12 protein-coding genes, 1 tRNA gene and 3 rRNA genes are annotated in these 17,923 nt (G+C 50.7%); 14 read left to right on the top strand and 2 right to left on the bottom strand.

Features of this window, described 5'->3' with window-relative positions; all coding sequences use genetic code 11:
- The first annotated feature begins 6 nt into the window (after positions 1 to 6).
- From rbsA to rrf, 9 genes are all read left to right on the top strand, one after another.
- The gene (gene rbsA, locus ACN28R_RS18590) at positions 7 to 1,512 is read left to right on the top strand and encodes a ribose ABC transporter ATP-binding protein RbsA (protein ID WP_048636770.1); all 1,506 of its coding nucleotides are present in this window, start codon (positions 7 to 9) and stop codon (positions 1,510 to 1,512) included.
- A 7-nt stretch (positions 1,513 to 1,519) separates the two neighbouring features.
- A complete protein-coding gene (rbsC, locus tag ACN28R_RS18585) occupies positions 1,520 to 2,488 on the top strand; it encodes a ribose ABC transporter permease (protein ID WP_095835174.1) in 969 nt (322 codons plus the stop codon).
- Between the two features lie 25 nt (positions 2,489 to 2,513).
- On the top strand, positions 2,514 to 3,401 hold the full coding sequence (rbsB, locus tag ACN28R_RS18580; protein WP_095835173.1) for a ribose ABC transporter substrate-binding protein RbsB: 888 nt from the start codon (positions 2,514 to 2,516) through the stop codon (positions 3,399 to 3,401).
- An 83-nt stretch (positions 3,402 to 3,484) separates the two neighbouring features.
- Complete coding sequence (gene rbsK, locus ACN28R_RS18575) at positions 3,485 to 4,411, top strand: ribokinase (RefSeq protein ID WP_095835172.1); 927 nt, start codon at positions 3,485 to 3,487, stop codon at positions 4,409 to 4,411.
- Between the two features lie 3 nt (positions 4,412 to 4,414).
- Positions 4,415 to 5,410, top strand: a complete 996-nt coding sequence (rbsR, locus tag ACN28R_RS18570; RefSeq protein WP_197088965.1) for a ribose operon transcriptional repressor RbsR — start codon at positions 4,415 to 4,417, stop codon at positions 5,408 to 5,410.
- Between the two features lie 432 nt (positions 5,411 to 5,842).
- Positions 5,843 to 7,384: ribosomal RNA gene (locus ACN28R_RS18565) — 16S ribosomal RNA — on the top strand.
- Positions 7,385 to 7,527: 143 nt separating this feature from the next.
- Positions 7,528 to 7,603, top strand: a tRNA-Glu gene (locus ACN28R_RS18560).
- Positions 7,604 to 7,822: 219 nt separating this feature from the next.
- A 23S ribosomal RNA gene (locus ACN28R_RS18555) occupies positions 7,823 to 10,921 on the top strand.
- Positions 10,922 to 11,027: 106 nt separating this feature from the next.
- Positions 11,028 to 11,143 (top strand): 5S ribosomal RNA (gene rrf / locus ACN28R_RS18550).
- Together the 16S, 23S and 5S rRNA genes with 1 tRNA gene alongside form the textbook arrangement of a ribosomal RNA operon.
- A 75-nt stretch (positions 11,144 to 11,218) precedes the next feature.
- On the opposite strand, the gene mobB is transcribed toward rrf, so the two are convergent.
- Positions 11,219 to 11,743: a molybdopterin-guanine dinucleotide biosynthesis protein MobB gene (gene mobB / locus ACN28R_RS18545; RefSeq protein ID WP_095835171.1), complete on the bottom strand. Its 525-nt coding sequence runs from the start codon at positions 11,741 to 11,743 to the stop codon at positions 11,219 to 11,221.
- Positions 11,733 to 12,311, bottom strand: a complete 579-nt coding sequence (gene mobA / locus ACN28R_RS18540; protein ID WP_095835170.1) for a molybdenum cofactor guanylyltransferase MobA — start codon at positions 12,309 to 12,311, stop codon at positions 11,733 to 11,735. Before mobA ends, mobB begins: the two co-directional genes overlap by 11 nt.
- Positions 12,312 to 12,434: 123 nt before the next feature.
- Here mobA and ACN28R_RS18535 point away from each other — a divergent pair, with 123 nt between their 5' ends.
- The 5 genes from ACN28R_RS18535 to spfP all read left to right on the top strand — a co-directional run bounded on the left by ACN28R_RS18535 (position 12,435) and on the right by spfP (position 17,811).
- Complete coding sequence (locus ACN28R_RS18535; RefSeq protein WP_048636763.1) at positions 12,435 to 12,704, top strand: YihD family protein; 270 nt, start codon at positions 12,435 to 12,437, stop codon at positions 12,702 to 12,704.
- A gap of 94 nt (positions 12,705 to 12,798) precedes the next feature.
- Positions 12,799 to 13,785 carry a serine/threonine protein kinase gene (locus ACN28R_RS18530; RefSeq protein WP_095835169.1) on the top strand — a complete coding sequence of 329 codons (987 nt, stop codon included), beginning with the start codon at positions 12,799 to 12,801 and terminating at the stop codon, positions 13,783 to 13,785.
- A gap of 24 nt (positions 13,786 to 13,809) precedes the next feature.
- Positions 13,810 to 14,433: a thiol:disulfide interchange protein DsbA gene (gene dsbA / locus ACN28R_RS18525; protein ID WP_095835168.1), complete on the top strand. Its 624-nt coding sequence runs from the start codon at positions 13,810 to 13,812 to the stop codon at positions 14,431 to 14,433.
- A gap of 380 nt (positions 14,434 to 14,813) precedes the next feature.
- On the top strand, positions 14,814 to 17,609 hold the full coding sequence (polA, locus tag ACN28R_RS18520) for a DNA polymerase I (protein WP_095835167.1): 2,796 nt from the start codon (positions 14,814 to 14,816) through the stop codon (positions 17,607 to 17,609).
- Between the two features lie 154 nt (positions 17,610 to 17,763).
- Positions 17,764 to 17,811, top strand: coding sequence for a small protein SpfP (gene spfP, locus ACN28R_RS23865; RefSeq protein WP_071892919.1), 48 nt, complete (start codon positions 17,764 to 17,766; stop codon positions 17,809 to 17,811).
- Positions 17,812 to 17,923: the final 112 nt, after the last annotated feature.

Below are 17,923 nucleotides of genomic sequence, written 5' to 3'. Positions count from 1 at the left end.
GCATCAATGCAACCTTTACTGCAACTGCAAGGCATTACCAAAACTTTTCCCGGCGTTAAGGCGCTTTCCGGCGCGGCGTTAAATGTTTATCCGGGCAAGGTTATGGCGCTGGTGGGCGAAAATGGCGCCGGTAAATCCACCATGATGAAAGTGCTGACCGGTATCTACCATAAAGACGCCGGCAGCGTGCATTTTCTGGGAAAGGAAGTGGCGTTCAGCGGCCCTAAAGCCTCTCAGGACGCTGGCATCGGCATTATTCATCAAGAACTTAACCTGATCCCTCAGCTCACTATCGCCGAGAATATTTTTCTTGGCCGTGAGTTCACCAACCGTTTTGGCCGTATTGACTGGAAAAAGATGTACGCGGAGGCGGACAAACTGCTAAAGCGCCTGAATCTGCGTTATGACAGCCGGCGTATTGTCGGTGACTTATCGATTGGCGATCAGCAAATGGTGGAGATCGCCAAGGTGCTGAGTTTTGAATCAAAAGTCATCATCATGGATGAGCCGACCGACGCGCTGACCGATACCGAAACCGCATCGTTATTCAGCGTAATTAAAGAGTTACAGGCTCAGGGACGCGGCATTGTTTATATTTCCCACCGTTTGAAAGAGATTTTTGAAATATGCGATGACGTGACCGTGTTTCGCGACGGCCAGTTTATCGGCGAATGCCCGGTCAGTGCGTTGCAGGAAGATCGGCTTATCGAAATGATGGTCGGGCGTAAGCTCGAAGAACAATACCCGCGGTTGAATCAGGCTCCGGGAGAGGTTCGCTTACAGGTGAAAAATCTTTGCGGGCCGGGCGTTGATGACATCAGCTTTACCGTACGCAAAGGCGAGATTCTTGGCGTTGCTGGGTTAATGGGCGCCGGTCGCACCGAATTAATGAAAATACTTTACGGTGCCCTGCCGCGGACCGGCGGTTATATAACGCTGGATGGCCGGGAAGTGATGGTTCGTAAACCGCAGGACGGCCTGGCAAACGGGATTGTTTATATTTCTGAAGATCGAAAGCGAGATGGTCTGGTATTGGGCATGTCGGTTAAAGAGAACATGTCATTAACCGCACTGCGCTATTTCAGCCGCCGCGGCGGACAAATCAAACATCCGGAAGAGCAGTTGGCCGTCGGCGATTTTATCCGCCTGTTTAATATCAAAACGCCGTCAATGGAACAACCCATTGGGCTGTTATCCGGCGGTAATCAGCAAAAAGTCGCCATCGCCCGCGGATTGATGACCCGTCCTAACGTGCTGATCCTTGATGAGCCTACCCGCGGAGTCGATGTGGGGGCCAAAAAAGAGATCTACCAGTTAATCAATCAGTTTAAACAAGAAGGTCTGAGCATCATCTTGGTCTCATCCGAAATGCCCGAAGTTTTGGGCATGAGCGATCGCATCATTGTTATGCATGAAGGTCGTTTAAGCGGCGAATTTTCGATTGAGCAAGCAACCCAGGAAGCGCTGATGGCGGCGGCCGTTGGTAAGCAATACGGCGTAAAGCAGGAGTGAGTCAAACATGAATTCCCAATCCATCACGGCAAAACGCTGGTTCAGCAAAGAATGGCTACTTGAGCAAAAATCGCTGATAGCCCTGCTGATCCTTATTGCGGCTGTTTCCGCCATGAGCCCTAATTTTTTCACTTTGAACAACCTGTTCAATATTCTCCAGCAAACGTCCGTCAATGCCATCATGGCAGTGGGAATGACGCTGGTCATTCTTACCTCCGGCATCGATCTCTCCGTTGGTTCTTTGCTGGCGCTGACCGGCGCGGTGGCGGCATCAATTGTCGGTCTTGAGGTTAATGCCCTGTTCGCGGTGTTCGGGGCGCTGGCGCTGGGTGCGTTTATTGGCGCGGGAACCGGCGTTATCGTCGCAAAGGGCAAGGTCCAGGCGTTCATCGCAACGTTGGTCATGATGCTGTTATTACGCGGCGTCACCATGGTTTATACCAACGGCAGCCCGATGAACACCGGCTTTTCCGCTGCAGCGGATGCCTTTGGCTGGTTCGGTATCGGTCGTCCGTTGGGTATCCCGACGCCCGTCTGGATTATGGCTATCGTATTCGCGGCGGCCTGGTACATGCTGCACCACACCCGCCTGGGCCGTTATATCTATGCGCTGGGCGGCAATGAGTCCGCCACCCGACTGTCGGGCATCAGCGTTGATAAAATCAAGGTCATTGTCTATTCCCTGTGTGGCTTGCTGTCTGCCCTGGCGGGAATTATTGAAGTCGCTCGGTTATCGTCGGCTCAACCTACGGCAGGAATGGGCTACGAGCTTGACGCCATTGCGGCCGTCGTGCTGGGTGGGACAAGTTTGGCCGGCGGTAAAGGACGGATTGTCGGCACGCTGATTGGCGCGCTGATCCTCGGATTTCTTAACAATGGATTGAATTTATTAGGTGTTTCTTCTTACTACCAGATGATCGTCAAGGCTGTCGTTATTTTGCTGGCGGTTTTGGTAGATAACAAAAGCGGTAAATAACCCTTATTCACACAGGAATTGAGCTATGAATATGAAAAAACTGGCGATTCTGGTTTCTGCTGTTGCGCTGAGTGCGGCTGTCAGCGCCAACGCACTGGCCAAAGATACGATTGCTCTGGTGGTATCGACATTGAATAACCCGTTCTTTGTGTCAATGAAAGACGGGGCGCAAAAAGAAGCCGATAAGCTGGGATATAACCTGGTGGTGCTGGATTCTCAAAACAACCCGGCCAAAGAGCTGGCGAACGTTCAGGATCTGACGGTTCGTGGCACGAAAGTACTGCTGATTAACCCTACCGACTCCGATGCGGTGGGTAACGCGATTAAGCTGGCTAATCAGGCGAAAATACCGGTCATTACTCTCGACCGCGTGGCAAGCAGCGGTGAAGTGGTTAGCCACGTCGCTTCTGACAATGCCTTTGGCGGTAAAGTCGCCGGCGATTTTATTGCGAAAAAAGTGGGTGAAGGCGCCAAGATCATCCAGCTGGAAGGGATTGCCGGAACGTCTGCGGCGCGTGAACGCGGCGCGGGTTTTATGAAATCGGCTGAAAATAACAAATTTACCATTCTTGCCAGTCAGCCCGCCGACTTCGATCGCACTAAGGGGCTGAATGTAATGCAGAACCTTTTGACGGCGCACCCCGAAGTGCAGGCGGTGTTTGCTCAAAATGACGAAATGGCGCTGGGCGCGTTGCGAGCGCTGCAAACCGCAGGTAAAACCGATGTGCTGGTGGTAGGGTTTGACGGCACGGAAGACGGCGTGAAGGCCGTTGAGTCTGGAAAACTGGCGGCAACGGTTGCGCAACGTCCCGATCAGATTGGGGTTATCGGCGTTGAAACCGCGAATAAAGCGCTGAAAGGCGAAAAAGTTCAGGCCATTATTCCGGTTGATCTGAAACTGGTAACAAAGTAGTCAATATAAAGAAATAAAGAAAAGCAGGGCGAGCGCCACCGCCGATGCGGTGGCGCATAATAAACGTAGCGGAATTCAGCATTATGAAAATGGGTAAGCTGGTGGTGCTGGGCAGTATTAATGCTGACCATATTCTCAATCTGGAGCAATTTCCCCGCCCGGGGGAAACGGTGATCGGTAAGCAATACCGCGTCGCTTTCGGCGGGAAAGGGGCTAATCAGGCTGTCGCCGCCGGCCGCAGCGGCGCGGATATCGCTTTTATCGCCTGTGTCGGCGATGATGATATCGGCGCCAGGATTCGTCAGCAGTTAAGTGAAGATCGTATTGATGTTTCGGCTGTTGAAGCGGTGCCCGGCCAAACAACCGGCGTGGCGCTGATCTTTGTCAATGGCGAGGCGGAAAATATGATCGCGATTAACGCTGGCGCCAACGCCGCCGTTACGCCTGACTATCTTCGCCGTCATCAGCAACTGATTATTGATGCTTCCGCCTTGCTTGTGCAGCTTGAGTCACCGCTGGAAACCGTGGCGGCGGCGGCCAAAGTTGCCCATGAACATCACACCGCGGTTATTCTTAATCCCGCGCCGGCCTGTGAACTGCCCGATGATTTACTGTCGCTGGTGGATATCATTACCCCCAACGAGACTGAAGCTCAGCGTCTGACGGGCATCGCCGTCAGGACAGAAGAAGATGCTGCCCGCGCCTCGCGGGTATTGCACGATAAAGGGATTGCAACCGTACTGATTACGCTGGGCAGTCGTGGCGTCTGGTTGAGTGAAGAAGGCAACGGGCAGCGTATTCCTGGCTATCCGGTTCAGGCGGTGGACACGATTGCCGCCGGGGACACGTTCAACGGCGCGCTGGTAACGGCGCTACTGGAGAACCAGCCGATGTCGGCCGCGGTTAAGTTTGCGCATGCCGCCGCCGCGATCGCCGTGACTCGTCCCGGCGCTCAGCCGTCCGTACCATGGCGTGAAGAGATAGATGCTTTTTTGCAATCCCAGGGGTGAGCTTTGACAACCATGAAAGACGTCGCCCGCTTAGCGGGTGTTTCCACCTCTACGGTTTCTCACGTTATCAATAATGACCGCTTTGTCAGCGATACCATCCGCGACAGAGTGATGGCTGCCGTTGAGCAACTTAATTATGCGCCTTCGGCGTTGGCCAGAAGTCTCAAAATAAATCAGACTCAAACGATAGGCATGCTGCTGACGGCCAGTAATAACCCATTTTATGCCGAGGTGGTTCGAGGCGTTGAGCGCAGTTGCTATGAACGGGGCTACAGTCTAATTCTGTGTAATACCGAAGGCGACCACGATCGAATGAGTCGTAGTCTAGAAACATTACTGCAAAAGCGCGTCGATGGCGTGCTGCTGATGTGCACGGAAAGCCATCGACCCCTGCCTGACATGATGAGTCGCTATCCTTCTATACCGATGATAGTGATGGATTGGGCGCCGTTTGATGGGGGAATTGACGTTATTAAAGATAATTCCCTGCTGGGCGGCGAGATGGCGACTAATTACCTGATTTCCCGCGGTTATCGCAAGATAGCCTGTATCGCGGGACCGAAAGATAAAACCACCGCCTATAACCGTCTCGAAGGGTATCGTCAGGCCATGCAGCACGCAGGGTTATCCATTCCAGATGAGTATGAAATTTTTGGTGATTTTGAATTTGAAACCGGTTATCGGGCGATGCAGCAGCTATTGTCGTTAGAAGATAAACCCGATGCCGTGTTTGCCGGTAATGATGCTATGGCGGTTGGCGTTTATCATGCGCTATATCAGGCCGGGCTCTCTATTCCCAGAGACATGGCGGTTATCGGCTATGATGATATTGAATTGGCCCGCTATATGTCTCCTCCTCTTACGACAATCCATCAACCAAAAGATGAGCTCGGCGAATTAGCTGTTGATACGCTACTGTATCGGCTGGAACATCCCGATACTGAGCCGAATGTTCTGGTGCTTACGCCGGAATTGATGGTGCGTAAATCTGTCAGCTAGCTAATTTCACGAATGATTCGAGTCTATTAACGCTTAAAAAGACCACATCGCGCTGTCTTTCCCACCGAGTTGCCGAAAAAAAACACACTCGGTCTTTTTTTTGTAATTAGCGCTTGTCAGCCGCCGAGAAGTCCCTATAATGCGCTCCCACTGACCCGGCAACAGCGCTTGCGCGGTTGTGCGGCGAGTCGGAAGTCAGGCAATAATCACTTGACTTTCCAGCGGAAAAGCATAGTATATGCCGCCCGCGCCACAGGTTAATGTGGCACTGCTCTTTAACAATTTAATCAGACAATCTGTGTGGGCACTCACAAGACCGTATCGGCAACGATATAAAAAGTCTTGAAGAGTGACTAGCAGTAAATTCATTACGAATAAACAGTTACTAATTCTTTGAGCACAGCTATTAACTTAGCGAATCAAACAAATCTTAAATTGAAGAGTTTGATCATGGCTCAGATTGAACGCTGGCGGCAGGCCTAACACATGCAAGTCGAGCGGCAGCGGGAAGAAGCTTGCTTCTTTGCCGGCGAGCGGCGGACGGGTGAGTAAAGTCTGGGGATCTGCCCGATGGAGGGGGATAACTACTGGAAACGGTAGCTAATACCGCATAACGTCGCAAGACCAAAGTGGGGGACCTTAGGGCCTCACACCATCGGATGAACCCAGATGGGATTAGCTAGTAGGCGGGGTAAGGGCCCACCTAGGCGACGATCCCTAGCTGGTCTGAGAGGATGACCAGCCACACTGGAACTGAGACACGGTCCAGACTCCTACGGGAGGCAGCAGTGGGGAATATTGCACAATGGGGGAAACCCTGATGCAGCCATGCCGCGTGTATGAAGAAGGCCTTCGGGTTGTAAAGTACTTTCAGCGGGGAGGAAGGGGATAGGGTTAATAACCTTGTTCATTGACGTTACCCGCAGAAGAAGCACCGGCTAACTCCGTGCCAGCAGCCGCGGTAATACGGAGGGTGCAAGCGTTAATCGGAATGACTGGGCGTAAAGCGCACGCAGGCGGTCTGTTAAGTTGGATGTGAAATCCCCGGGCTTAACCTGGGAACTGCATTCAAGACTGGCAGGCTAGAGTCTCGTAGAGGGGGGTAGAATTCCAGGTGTAGCGGTGAAATGCGTAGAGATCTGGAGGAATACCGGTGGCGAAGGCGGCCCCCTGGACGAAGACTGACGCTCAGGTGCGAAAGCGTGGGGAGCAAACAGGATTAGATACCCTGGTAGTCCACGCCGTAAACGATGTCGACTTGGAGGCTGTGGTCTTGAACCGTGGCTTCCGGAGCTAACGCGTTAAGTCGACCGCCTGGGGAGTACGGCCGCAAGGTTAAAACTCAAATGAATTGACGGGGGCCCGCACAAGCGGTGGAGCATGTGGTTTAATTCGATGCAACGCGAAGAACCTTACCTACTCTTGACATCCAGAGAAGTTTGCAGAGATGCGAATGTGCCTTCGGGAGCTCTGAGACAGGTGCTGCATGGCTGTCGTCAGCTCGTGTTGTGAAATGTTGGGTTAAGTCCCGCAACGAGCGCAACCCTTATCCTTTGTTGCCAGCGATTCGGTCGGGAACTCAAAGGAGACTGCCGGTGATAAACCGGAGGAAGGTGGGGATGACGTCAAGTCATCATGGCCCTTACGAGTAGGGCTACACACGTGCTACAATGGCGCATACAAAGAGAAGCGACCTCGCGAGAGTAAGCGGACCTCATAAAGTGCGTCGTAGTCCGGATTGGAGTCTGCAACTCGACTCCATGAAGTCGGAATCGCTAGTAATCGTAGATCAGAATGCTACGGTGAATACGTTCCCGGGCCTTGTACACACCGCCCGTCACACCATGGGAGTGGGTTGCAAAAGAAGTAGGTAGCTTAACCTTCGGGGGGGCGCTTACCACTTTGTGATTCATGACTGGGGTGAAGTCGTAACAAGGTAACCGTAGGGGAACCTGCGGTTGGATCACCTCCTTACCAAAAGCCTGATGTAGGTAATGTGCAGTGTCCACAACAGATTGTCTGATGAAAAATAATGAGCAAGCGCACCTGTTGATGTAATGAGTCCTGGACTCATGCTGATGCGGAACGATTAAGCCTGAGGTTTAGTCGGATTTCGTGTCCCCATCGTCTAGAGGCCTAGGACACTGCCCTTTCACGGCTGTAACAGGGGTTCGAATCCCCTTGGGGACGCCATACCGATAATGAGTGAAAGACATTATCACCGAATATCTTAAAGATGACTTTACCGAGTCGTGTTTAAGATATTGCTCTTTAACAATCTGGAACAAGCTGAAATTTGAAACGATGCGGCTAAACATATCTCTCCGTGCAGTACTGAGATGTGATTTGGCTGTATCAGAGTCTCTCAAATAATCGCAGCGCGAGATGTCGAAAGACACCTTCGGGTTGTGAGGTTAAGCGACTAAGCGTACACGGTGGATGCCTAGGCAGTCAGAGGCGATGAAGGGCGTGCTAATCTGCGAAAAGCGTCGGTAAGGTGATATGAACCGTTACACCCGACGATACCCGAATGGGGAAACCCAGTGTGTTTCGACACATTATCATCACATGAATACATAGTGTGATGAGGCGAACCGGGGGAACTGAAACATCTCAGTACCCCGAGGAAAAGAAATCAACCGAGATTCCCCTAGTAGCGGCGAGCGAACGGGGAGGAGCCCAGAGTCTGCATCAGCTTGTGTGTCAGTGGAAGCGTCTGGAAAGTCGCACAACAAAGGGTGAGAGTCCCGTACACGAAGATGCACAGGTTGTGAGCTCGATGAGTAGGGCGGGACACGAGATATCCTGTCTGAAGATGGGGGGACCATCCTCCAAGGCTAAATACTCCTGACTGACCGATAGTGAACCAGTACCGTGAGGGAAAGGCGAAAAGAACCCCGGCGAGGGGAGTGAAATAGAACCTGAAACCGTGTACGTACAAGCAGTGGGAGCCCCACCACCAAAACACTTCCGGGCCGAAAGGCGATGCGGATGTCGAGGTGACGGTTGTCATCGCGTTTTTTGCGATGAGCAACACACAAAACAAGCAGTGAGTGTTTTGGGGTGGGGTGACTGCGTACCTTTTGTATAATGGGTCAGCGACTTATATTCTGTAGCAAGGTTAACCGAATAGGGGAGCCGCAGGGAAACCGAGTCTTAACTGGGCGTTAAGTTGCAGGGTATAGACCCGAAACCCGGTGATCTAGCCATGGGCAGGTTGAAGGTTGGGTAACACTAACTGGAGGACCGAACCGACTAATGTTGAAAAATTAGCGGATGACTTGTGGCTGGGGGTGAAAGGCCAATCAAACCGGGAGATAGCTGGTTCTCCCCGAAAGCTATTTAGGTAGCGCCTCGTGAATTCATCTTCGGGGGTAGAGCACTGTTTCGACTAGGGGGTCATCCCGACTTACCAACTCGATGCAAACTGCGAATACCGAAGAATGTTATCACGGGAGACACACGGCGGGTGCTAACGTCCGTCGTGAAGAGGGAAACAACCCAGACCGCCAGCTAAGGTCCCAAAGTCATGGTTAAGTGGGAAACGAGGTGGGAAGGCCCAGACAGCCAGGATGTTGGCTTAGAAGCAGCCATCATTTAAAGAAAGCGTAATAGCTCACTGGTCGAGTCGGCCCGCGCGGAAGATGTAACGGGGCTAAACCATGCACCGAAGCTGCGGCAGCGAACGTATCACCCAAGCCAATTTGGCGATGTCGAATGACGATTGATGGCGCGAAGCGACATCAATGCGTTTTACAAAGTCGAGTTGACTTAGGGATACGTTCGTTGGGTAGGGGAGCGTTCTGTAAGCCGTCGAAGGTGACCTGTGAGGGTTGCTGGAGGTATCAGAAGTGCGAATGCTGACATAAGTAACGATAATGCGGGTGAAAAACCCGCACGCCGGAAGACCAAGGGTTCCTGTCCAACGTTAATCGGGGCAGGGTGAGTCGACCCCTAAGGCGAGGCCGAAAGGCGTAGTCGATGGGAAACGGGTTAATATTCCCGTACTGGTTGTTACTGCGAAGGGGGGACGGAGAAAGCTAGGTTGGCCGGGCGACGGTAGTCCCGGTTTAAGCGTGCAGGTGGGTGTTTTTGGTAAATCCGGAACACCGTCAACACTGAGGCGTGATGACGAGTCACTACGGTGATGAAGTAACCGATGCTACGCTTCCAGGAAAAGCCTCTAAGCACCAGGTAACAATCAATCGTACCCCAAACCGACACAGGTGGTCAGGTAGAGAATACTCAGGCGCTTGAGAGAACTCGGGTGAAGGAACTAGGCAAAATGGTGCCGTAACTTCGGGAGAAGGCACGCTGGATTTGGTGAAGTCCCTTGCGGACGGAGCTGAGACCAGTCGCAGATACCAGCTGGCTGCAACTGTTTAATAAAAACACAGCACTGTGCAAACACGAAAGTGGACGTATACGGTGTGACGCCTGCCCGGTGCCGGAAGGTTAATTGATGGGGTAAGCAGCAATGCGAAGCTCTTGATCGAAGCCCCGGTAAACGGCGGCCGTAACTATAACGGTCCTAAGGTAGCGAAATTCCTTGTCGGGTAAGTTCCGACCTGCACGAATGGCGTAATGATGGCCAGGCTGTCTCCACCCGAGACTCAGTGAAATTGAACTCGCTGTGAAGATGCAGTGTACCCGCGGCAAGACGGAAAGACCCCGTGAACCTTTACTATAGCTTGACACTGAACCTTGAGCCTTGATGTGTAGGATAGGTGGGAGGCTTCGAAGCGTGGACGCCAGTCTGCGTGGAGCCGACCTTGAAATACCACCCTTTAATGTTTGATGTTCTAACGTGGGCCCCTGAGCGGGGTTGCGGACAGTGTCTGGTGGGTAGTTTGACTGGGGCGGTCTCCTCCCAAAGAGTAACGGAGGAGCACGAAGGTTAGCTAATCCTGGTCGGACATCAGGAGGTTAGTGCAAAGGCATAAGCTAGCTTGACTGCGAGAGTGACGGCTCGAGCAGGTGCGAAAGCAGGTCTTAGTGATCCGGTGGTTCTGCATGGAAGGGCCATCGCTCAACGGATAAAAGGTACTCCGGGGATAACAGGCTGATACCGCCCAAGAGTTCATATCGACGGCGGTGTTTGGCACCTCGATGTCGGCTCATCACATCCTGGGGCTGAAGTAGGTCCCAAGGGTATGGCTGTTCGCCATTTAAAGTGGTACGCGAGCTGGGTTTAGAACGTCGTGAGACAGTTCGGTCCCTATCTGCCGTGGGCGTTGGAAGATTGAGAGGGGTTGCTCCTAGTACGAGAGGACCGGAGTGAACGCACCACTGGTGTACGGGTTGTGATGCCAATTGCATTGCCCGGTAGCTAAGTGCGGAAGAGATAACCGCTGAAAGCATCTAAGCGGGAAACTTGCCTCGAGATGAGTCTTCCCTGGGACTTTGAGTCCCCTGAAGGGCCGTTGAAGACGACGACGTAGATAGGCCGGGTGTGTAAGCGCAGCGATGCGTTGAGCTAACCGGTACTAATGACCCGAGAGGCTTAACCTTACAACACCGAAGGTGTTTTAGAGACGACGAAGATATTTAGCTTGTTCGAAGATTGGTTCTGATGGTTGCAGAGAAAACTGCGACGGTTGGGATAAAACAGAATTTGCCTGGCGGCGATAGCGCGGTGGTCCCACCTGACCCCATGCCGAACTCAGAAGTGAAACGCCGAAGCGCCGATGGTAGTGTGGGGTCTCCCCATGTGAGAGTAGGGAACTGCCAGGCATCAAACACGTAAAGAAGCCTCATGCGCAAGCATGGGGCTTTTTTGCGTTTTAGGCGACGGATGGCGGACAGCGGTTAGCGCGTCTGATTGAGCCACTGGCGGATAAAATTGGCTACCTGCTGAGGCTGATTGATATCTAACAACGGCAGCGATATGGAAGTGGAGAAGGGGGCGTCTGTGCCGATAGCGATAACATAGTCGTCCAGTAAATCGCTCAGCGGACGTCCCAATGCCTGACGAAACAGGACGATCTTGTTAATTTTCTCCTGCTTAAAACCCTCCACCAAGATGAGATCGAGTGCGGAGGTATCCATCTTTTTTGCCAGTTCATGTAAATCGGGTCGCTGTTGCGCCGGCGTTTCTGTCATCAAGGCCCATCTTTGGCTGCTGACCACCATGGTTTGCTCTGCTCCCGCCTTACGCAACTCATAGCTGTCCTTGCCTGGCGTATCAATATCCATGTCATGATGGGTATGTTTGATTAACCCAACCCGAATACCATCGCGCTTAAGGATAGGAATGAGGGCTTTTAACAAGGTTGTTTTGCCGGTGCCGCTGTAAGCGGCAATAGCAAGCAGACGAGGCTGATCAGGATTCATGATGTTGCCTTTGGAGGCGAGACAGATCCTCGGGGAAATTCAGGTTGCGGAATGCTTCTGGCTGATCGGCAAAGGAGACGGCGGTTGCTCCGATCTGCTCCATAAAGATCATTAGCTTACGATCGCCATGACTAAGATAATCTTCCAGTGGTTTCATCAGACGCCGATTTATTAGCAGTAAAGTGGGATGCTCTCGTTGACCGTCAGTAGCATAGGCTGCGTTTTTTTCTTTCCGGCCTTTCCATAGCCGTTTTACCAAGTCCTGTGGCAGGTTAGGGACATCGCAGGGAACGAAAACCAGCCATTCCGATGTGACGGCGGACAGGCCGGTAAGGATGCCAGCCAGTGGCCCTGAAAAGCCATTTTGCAGGTCGCTTATTACTCTACATCCACTTTGTTGATAGACAGGAATATTTCGATTGGCATTAATAATAACTTCATCGACCTGTTTTCTCAGTCGTGACAGCACATGTTGATATAACGGCAACCCATTTAGCTCCAGCAGACCTTTATCGTCGCCGCCCATCCGGGTTGCCTGTCCGCCAGCCAGAATCACGCCTGTGATCATTTTTCGCCTCGGTTATTTAAGCCATACGCTATTTTCTGAAAACATTCGCTGAAGACCAAGTTCTTTTCACATATTAATAAGACTGTTATTTTTGTCATTGTATTTACATCTGAGGGTAAAAAAATGAAATGTCATCGCGTTAATGAACTGATTGAGCTGTTGCATCCGGCCTGGCAAAAAGAGCCAGATTTAAATCTGGTACAATTTTTACAAAAACTTGCACAGGAGGCGGGCTTTAAGGGGGAGTTTAGTGAGCTGACTGATGATATCCTTATTTATCATCTGAAAATGCGCGACTCAGATAAAGAGCAGACTATCCCGGGACTCAAAAAAGATTATGAAGAAGATTTCAAAACCGCATTACTTCGTGCTCGTGGAGTAATTAAGGATTGATACTGTTGGGAAAGCCCGACTTACATAACCTGATTTTTGATGGCGATATCCGTGCGCGCTTATCTTACATCGTACGTTACTGGTAGTGGTTGTTATGAACAGTTCAGTTTTTAATTTTCAGACGTTGTTTCCTGAATTGATAATGGATGCCTTGTTAGACGCAGGAATACGTGTGGACTCTGGTTTAACAGCCCTAAACAGTTATGAAAACCGGGTGTATCAGTTCACGGATGAGGACCGAAAGCGTTTTGTCGTTAAGTTTTACCGTCCTGAACGGTGGAGTACCGCGCAGATTATGGAAGAACACGCTTTTGCGAGCGAGCTTGCAGACGATGAAGTGCCTATAGTTGCGCCGTTAGCGCTTAATGGCCATACGCTCCATCTTTATGATGGGTTTCATTTTGCTGTTTTTCCAAGCGTCGGGGGGCGGCAATATGAGATGGATAATGAAGATCAATTGGAATGGGTTGGGCGTTTTTTAGGCAGAATCCATCAGGTTGGTCGTAGATCTTCATTTTTGGAAAGACCAACGATAGGTTTGAATGAATATCTGCATGAACCCTATAGGTTGTTAGAGAGTTGCCCGCTAATCCCGAAAACTTATCGAAATGCTTTTTTACAGGCAACCAGTAAGCTGATAGATACCGTTGAGGTTTACTGGCGTACTGATTGGCAATCTATTCGTCTGCATGGGGACTGTCACCCAGGTAATATTTTATGGCGTGATGGTCCTCTGTTCGTTGATTTGGACGATGCCCGTAATGGTCCGGCCATACAGGATTTGTGGATGTTGTTGCACGGTGAACGCCGTGAACAGCGGATCCAGTTAGATATTCTGTTGGAGGCTTACAGCGAGTTTGCTGAATTTCAGGACAAAGAGTTGTCATTAATCGAGCCTTTGCGAGCTATGCGACAGGTGCATTATTTAGCCTGGATTATACGACGTTGGGAGGATCCTGCTTTTCCCCGAAATTTTCCTTGGATAAAGGATGCGGATTTCTGGCTTAAACAGACATCAATATTTACCGAACAGGTTAAGCTGCTGCAGGAACCTCCTCTGCAGCTGATGCCAATGTACTGAAATTGAATGAAGAGAGAGCATTTTATGAAAAAATTATGGTTTGCACTGATTGGCGTAGTTCTGGCATTTAGTGCATCGGCAGCTGATTTTTCTAATGGTAAGCAATATGTGGAATTAGATAAATCCGCTACTCAGGAACCTCTGGTTCTCGAATTTTTCTCATTTTACTGTCCGCACTGCTACCAATTTTCCGAGGTTTACCATATTCCGGAAGCGGTAGAAAAATCGTTACCTGCTGGAACCAAATTCACGCGTTATCACGTTGATTTTCTTGGTCCCTTAGGGAAAGAGTTAACCCAAGCCTGGGCCGTGGCGATTGCGCTGGGCGTAGAAGATAAAGTTAGCCCATTGATGTTTGATGCGGTTCAGAAAACGCAAACCGTACAGAATCCGGAAGATATTCGTAATGTGTTTATTAGTGCCGGCGTCAGTGCGGAAGAATATGACGGCGCATTAAACAGCTTTGTTGTGAAGTCATTAGTGGTTCAGCAGGAGAAAGCCGCGGCGGATTTACAATTACGCGGTGTTCCCGCTATGTTCGTTAACGGGAAATATATGATCAAGAGTGATGGGCTTGACACCAGCTCAATGGATGTTTATGTAAAGCAGTATGCTGAAGTTGTAAAGTTCCTGCTTGATAAAAAATAATCTATTTACAATAGAAACCACGCTGGCTATATCGGCGTGGTTGTATTCATCTATCGCAATCACTTGTTTAGACGATGAAACCTGCTTTGCATTAATATCCGGGAAATAATTTATATCCACAAATATGAATTGCCTTTTGTTAAATGTCATAAATAATACAGTTATTGTAACTACATGAAAATCATAGATATAAAAATAATAACCTGATCTACAGCCATCATGGATAATTAATTTGTTATTTCTATTCACAAAGTTATCCACAGGTTGATCTTGCGGATATCCTCGCAAAAAACGACAAATATCGTGCGTTAAGGATCGTCTCTTTCCCTCAGCTATGGCATGCTTAGCTACATGGCAGACGACAAAGATCACAACAGGCTATGACTCAGATTGCAGAAAACCCTTTAATTCTGGTGGATGGTTCTTCCTATTTGTACCGCGCATATCACGCATTCCCCCCGTTAACAAACAGTGCCGGAGAACCGACAGGCGCAATGTATGGCGTATTAAATATGTTGCGAAGTTTGCTGGTGCAATATCACCCCACTCATGTCGCCGTGGTCTTTGATGCCAAAGGCAAAACGTTCCGCGATGAGTTATTTGAGAGCTATAAAGCTCATCGTCCCCCGATGCCGGATGATTTGCGCGAACAAATTGAACCCTTGCATCGCATGGTTAAAGCGATGGGATTGCCGCTATTGGCCGTTTCTGGCGTCGAAGCCGACGATGTTATCGGTACGCTTGCCCTGCAGGCGGAAAAGTCGGGTGTTCCGGTATTAATCAGCACCGGAGATAAAGATATGGCTCAGTTGGTAACGCCAAACGTTACGCTGATTAACACCATGAACAATACCATCCTGGGCCCACAGGAAGTCTGCGACAAATATGGCATTCCCCCTGAATTAATCATCGATTTTCTCGCTCTGATGGGCGACTCATCCGACAATATCCCCGGCGTGCCCGGCGTGGGCGAAAAGACGGCCCAGGCTTTACTGCAAGGGCTGGGGGGATTGGATACGCTGTATGCCAATCTGGATAAGATTGCCGATCTGTCGTTTCGTGGAGCCAAGACCATGGCGCCGAAACTGGAGCAGCATAAAGAGGTCGCCTACCTTTCCTACCAGTTGGCCACGATCAAAACGGACGTTGAACTGGAGTTGACCTGTGAGCAGCTAGCCGTTGCTGAACCGGATGTAGATGAGCTGCACCACTTATTTTCTCGCTACGAATTCAGGCGTTGGCTGTCGGATGTCGAGTCCGGTACTTGGTTACAAGGCAAAAAGAATAATCAGCCGACACAGAAAGTGACGGTAGCGGCTAAAGAAAGCGCCGATAAGGATAAGGAAGAAAGCGGCGCCACGCTGTCTTCTGAAGGCTACGTCACCATCCTGGATGAAAATACGTTGCAGCAATGGGTTGAGCGGATAAAGAAAGCGGGGATTTTCGCTTTTGATACCGAAACCGATGGGTTGGACACGCTTACGGCCAATCTTATCGGGATGTCATTTGCTGTGACGCCGGGAGAAGCTGCCTATCTGCCGTTGGCGCATGATTATCTGGATGCGCCGGAACAGTTGGATCGCGATCGGGTTCTGGCGTTGTTTAAACCGCTGCTGGAAGATGAAAAGCTGTTAAAGATCGGCCAGAATCTCAAGTTCGATAAGGGCGTGATGAAGCGCTATGACATCGAATTACGGGGTATCGCCTTTGATACCATGCTGGAGTCTTATGTTCTGGACAGCGTTGCCGGGCGTCACGATATGGATAGTCTGGCGGATCGCTATCTTGGTCATAAAACCATCAAGTTCGAAGAGATCGCGGGCAAGGGTAAAAATCAGCTGACCTTCAATCAGATCGCCCTGGAGCAGGCCGGCCCCTACGCGGCAGAAGATGCGGATGTCACGCTGTACCTGCATCAGAAAATGTGGGCTAAATTACAGCAGCATGCGGAACTATGTAAGGTGTTCCAGGCAATCGATATGCCGCTGGTACCGGTGCTATCCCGTATGGAGCGTACCGGCGTTCTTATCGATCCCAATATATTGGCGGAACACTCGAAAGAGATCACCCTTCGCCTGGGAGAATTGGAAGCACAGGCTTATGAACTGGCTGGCGAAGAGTTCAACCTGTCGTCAACCAAGCAGCTACAGGGCATTCTGTACGAGAAGCAAAAACTGCCGGTGCTAAAAAAAACGCCCAAAGGGGCGCCATCCACCAATGAGGAAGTGTTGGCCGAGCTGGCGCTGGATTATCCGCTGCCGAAGCTGATTCTTGAATATCGCGGCCTGGCGAAACTGAAGTCGACCTATACCGACAAGCTGCCGCTGATGATTAATCCGTCTACCAAGCGTGTGCATACTTCGTATCATCAGGCGGTAACGGCGACCGGGCGCCTATCCTCCAGCGATCCCAACTTGCAGAATATTCCGGTGCGTAATGACGAAGGCCGCCGTATCCGGCAGGCGTTTATCGCGCCGAAAGGGTATAGCATCGTTGCGGCGGACTATTCACAGATTGAGTTACGCATCATGGCGCATCTTTCCGGCGATAACGGACTGCTGCGCGCCTTCTCGGAAGGGAAAGATATCCACCGGGCTACCGCGGCGGAAGTATTCGGTCTTGAACTCGATAAAGTGTCGCCTGAGCAGCGTCGCAGCGCTAAGGCGATTAACTTTGGTTTGATTTATGGCATGAGCGCGTTTGGGCTGTCCCGTCAGCTGAATATCCCGCGCAGTGAATCACAGAAGTATATGAATCTGTATTTTGAACGCTACCCTGGCGTTCACGATTATATGGAGCGAACCCGCCAGCATGCCGCGGAACAAGGCTATGTCTCGACGCTGGACGGCCGGCGTCTCTATCTGCCGGATATTCAGTCGCGTAACGCCATTGCCCGTAAAGCTGCTGAACGCGCGGCGATTAATGCGCCCATGCAGGGAACCGCCGCCGATATTATCAAGAAGGCGATGATCGCTATCGATGGTTGGTTACAAAAAGACAAGCCGTTAGTGAAGATGATTATGCAGGTTCACGATGAGCTGGTTTTTGAGGTTCATGATTCGTTGCTGGAAGAATCTAAAAGTAAAATCAGAGAGTTAATGGAAGGCTGTATGCAGCTTAATGTGCCGCTGCGGGTGGATATCGGAACCGGACGGAATTGGGATGAGGCGCATTAAACGCCGCCAATTCCTGTAATTAAACAACAGGATCGTGTGACCAGGTTTAACTTTGTACAATAGGTCGCCATTTTTTATGAAAGTAAACAACAAAAACCCCTTTTTTATCATTAAAAAATAGGGTAGAGTTAAAGACGTAGGGTACAGAGGTAAGATGTTCTATCTTTCAGACCTTTTACTTCACGTAATCGGATTTGGCTGAATGTTAGCCGCCCCGGTCAGTTTTGACTGGGGCGTTTTTTATTGTGGGCTATCTAACCCTACCGACCACGTTTCGGGCCATTTGTACAGCGTTGGAAAGTGTTCCCGGCTTT

Source organism: Brenneria goodwinii, from assembly GCF_002291445.1.
GTDB classification, from domain to species: Bacteria; Pseudomonadota; Gammaproteobacteria; order Enterobacterales; family Enterobacteriaceae; genus Brenneria; species Brenneria goodwinii.
Note: the sequence above shows the minus strand (reverse complement) of the source record. Positions and strands in the feature narration are given on the sequence as shown.

Bases quoted from the DNA above. Each gene is read 5' to 3' on its own strand.
- ACN28R_RS18535 (WP_048636763.1), top strand. From the start codon at position 12,435: ATGAAATGTCATCGCGTTAATGAACTGATTGAGCTGTTGCATCCGGCC.
- ACN28R_RS18530 (WP_095835169.1), top strand. From the start codon at position 12,799: ATGAACAGTTCAGTTTTTAATTTTCAGACGTTGTTTCCTGAATTGATA.
- rbsC (WP_095835174.1), top strand. From the start codon at position 1,520: ATGAATTCCCAATCCATCACGGCAAAACGCTGGTTCAGCAAAGAATGG.
- rbsA (WP_048636770.1), top strand. From the start codon at position 7: ATGCAACCTTTACTGCAACTGCAAGGCATTACCAAAACTTTTCCCGGC.
- rbsB (WP_095835173.1), top strand. From the start codon at position 2,514: ATGAATATGAAAAAACTGGCGATTCTGGTTTCTGCTGTTGCGCTGAGT.
- dsbA (WP_095835168.1), top strand. From the start codon at position 13,810: ATGAAAAAATTATGGTTTGCACTGATTGGCGTAGTTCTGGCATTTAGT.
- mobA (WP_095835170.1), bottom strand. From the start codon at position 12,311: ATGATCACAGGCGTGATTCTGGCTGGCGGACAGGCAACCCGGATGGGC.
- polA (WP_095835167.1), top strand. From the start codon at position 14,814: ATGACTCAGATTGCAGAAAACCCTTTAATTCTGGTGGATGGTTCTTCC.
- rbsK (WP_095835172.1), top strand. From the start codon at position 3,485: ATGAAAATGGGTAAGCTGGTGGTGCTGGGCAGTATTAATGCTGACCAT.
- mobB (WP_095835171.1), bottom strand. From the start codon at position 11,743: ATGAATCCTGATCAGCCTCGTCTGCTTGCTATTGCCGCTTACAGCGGC.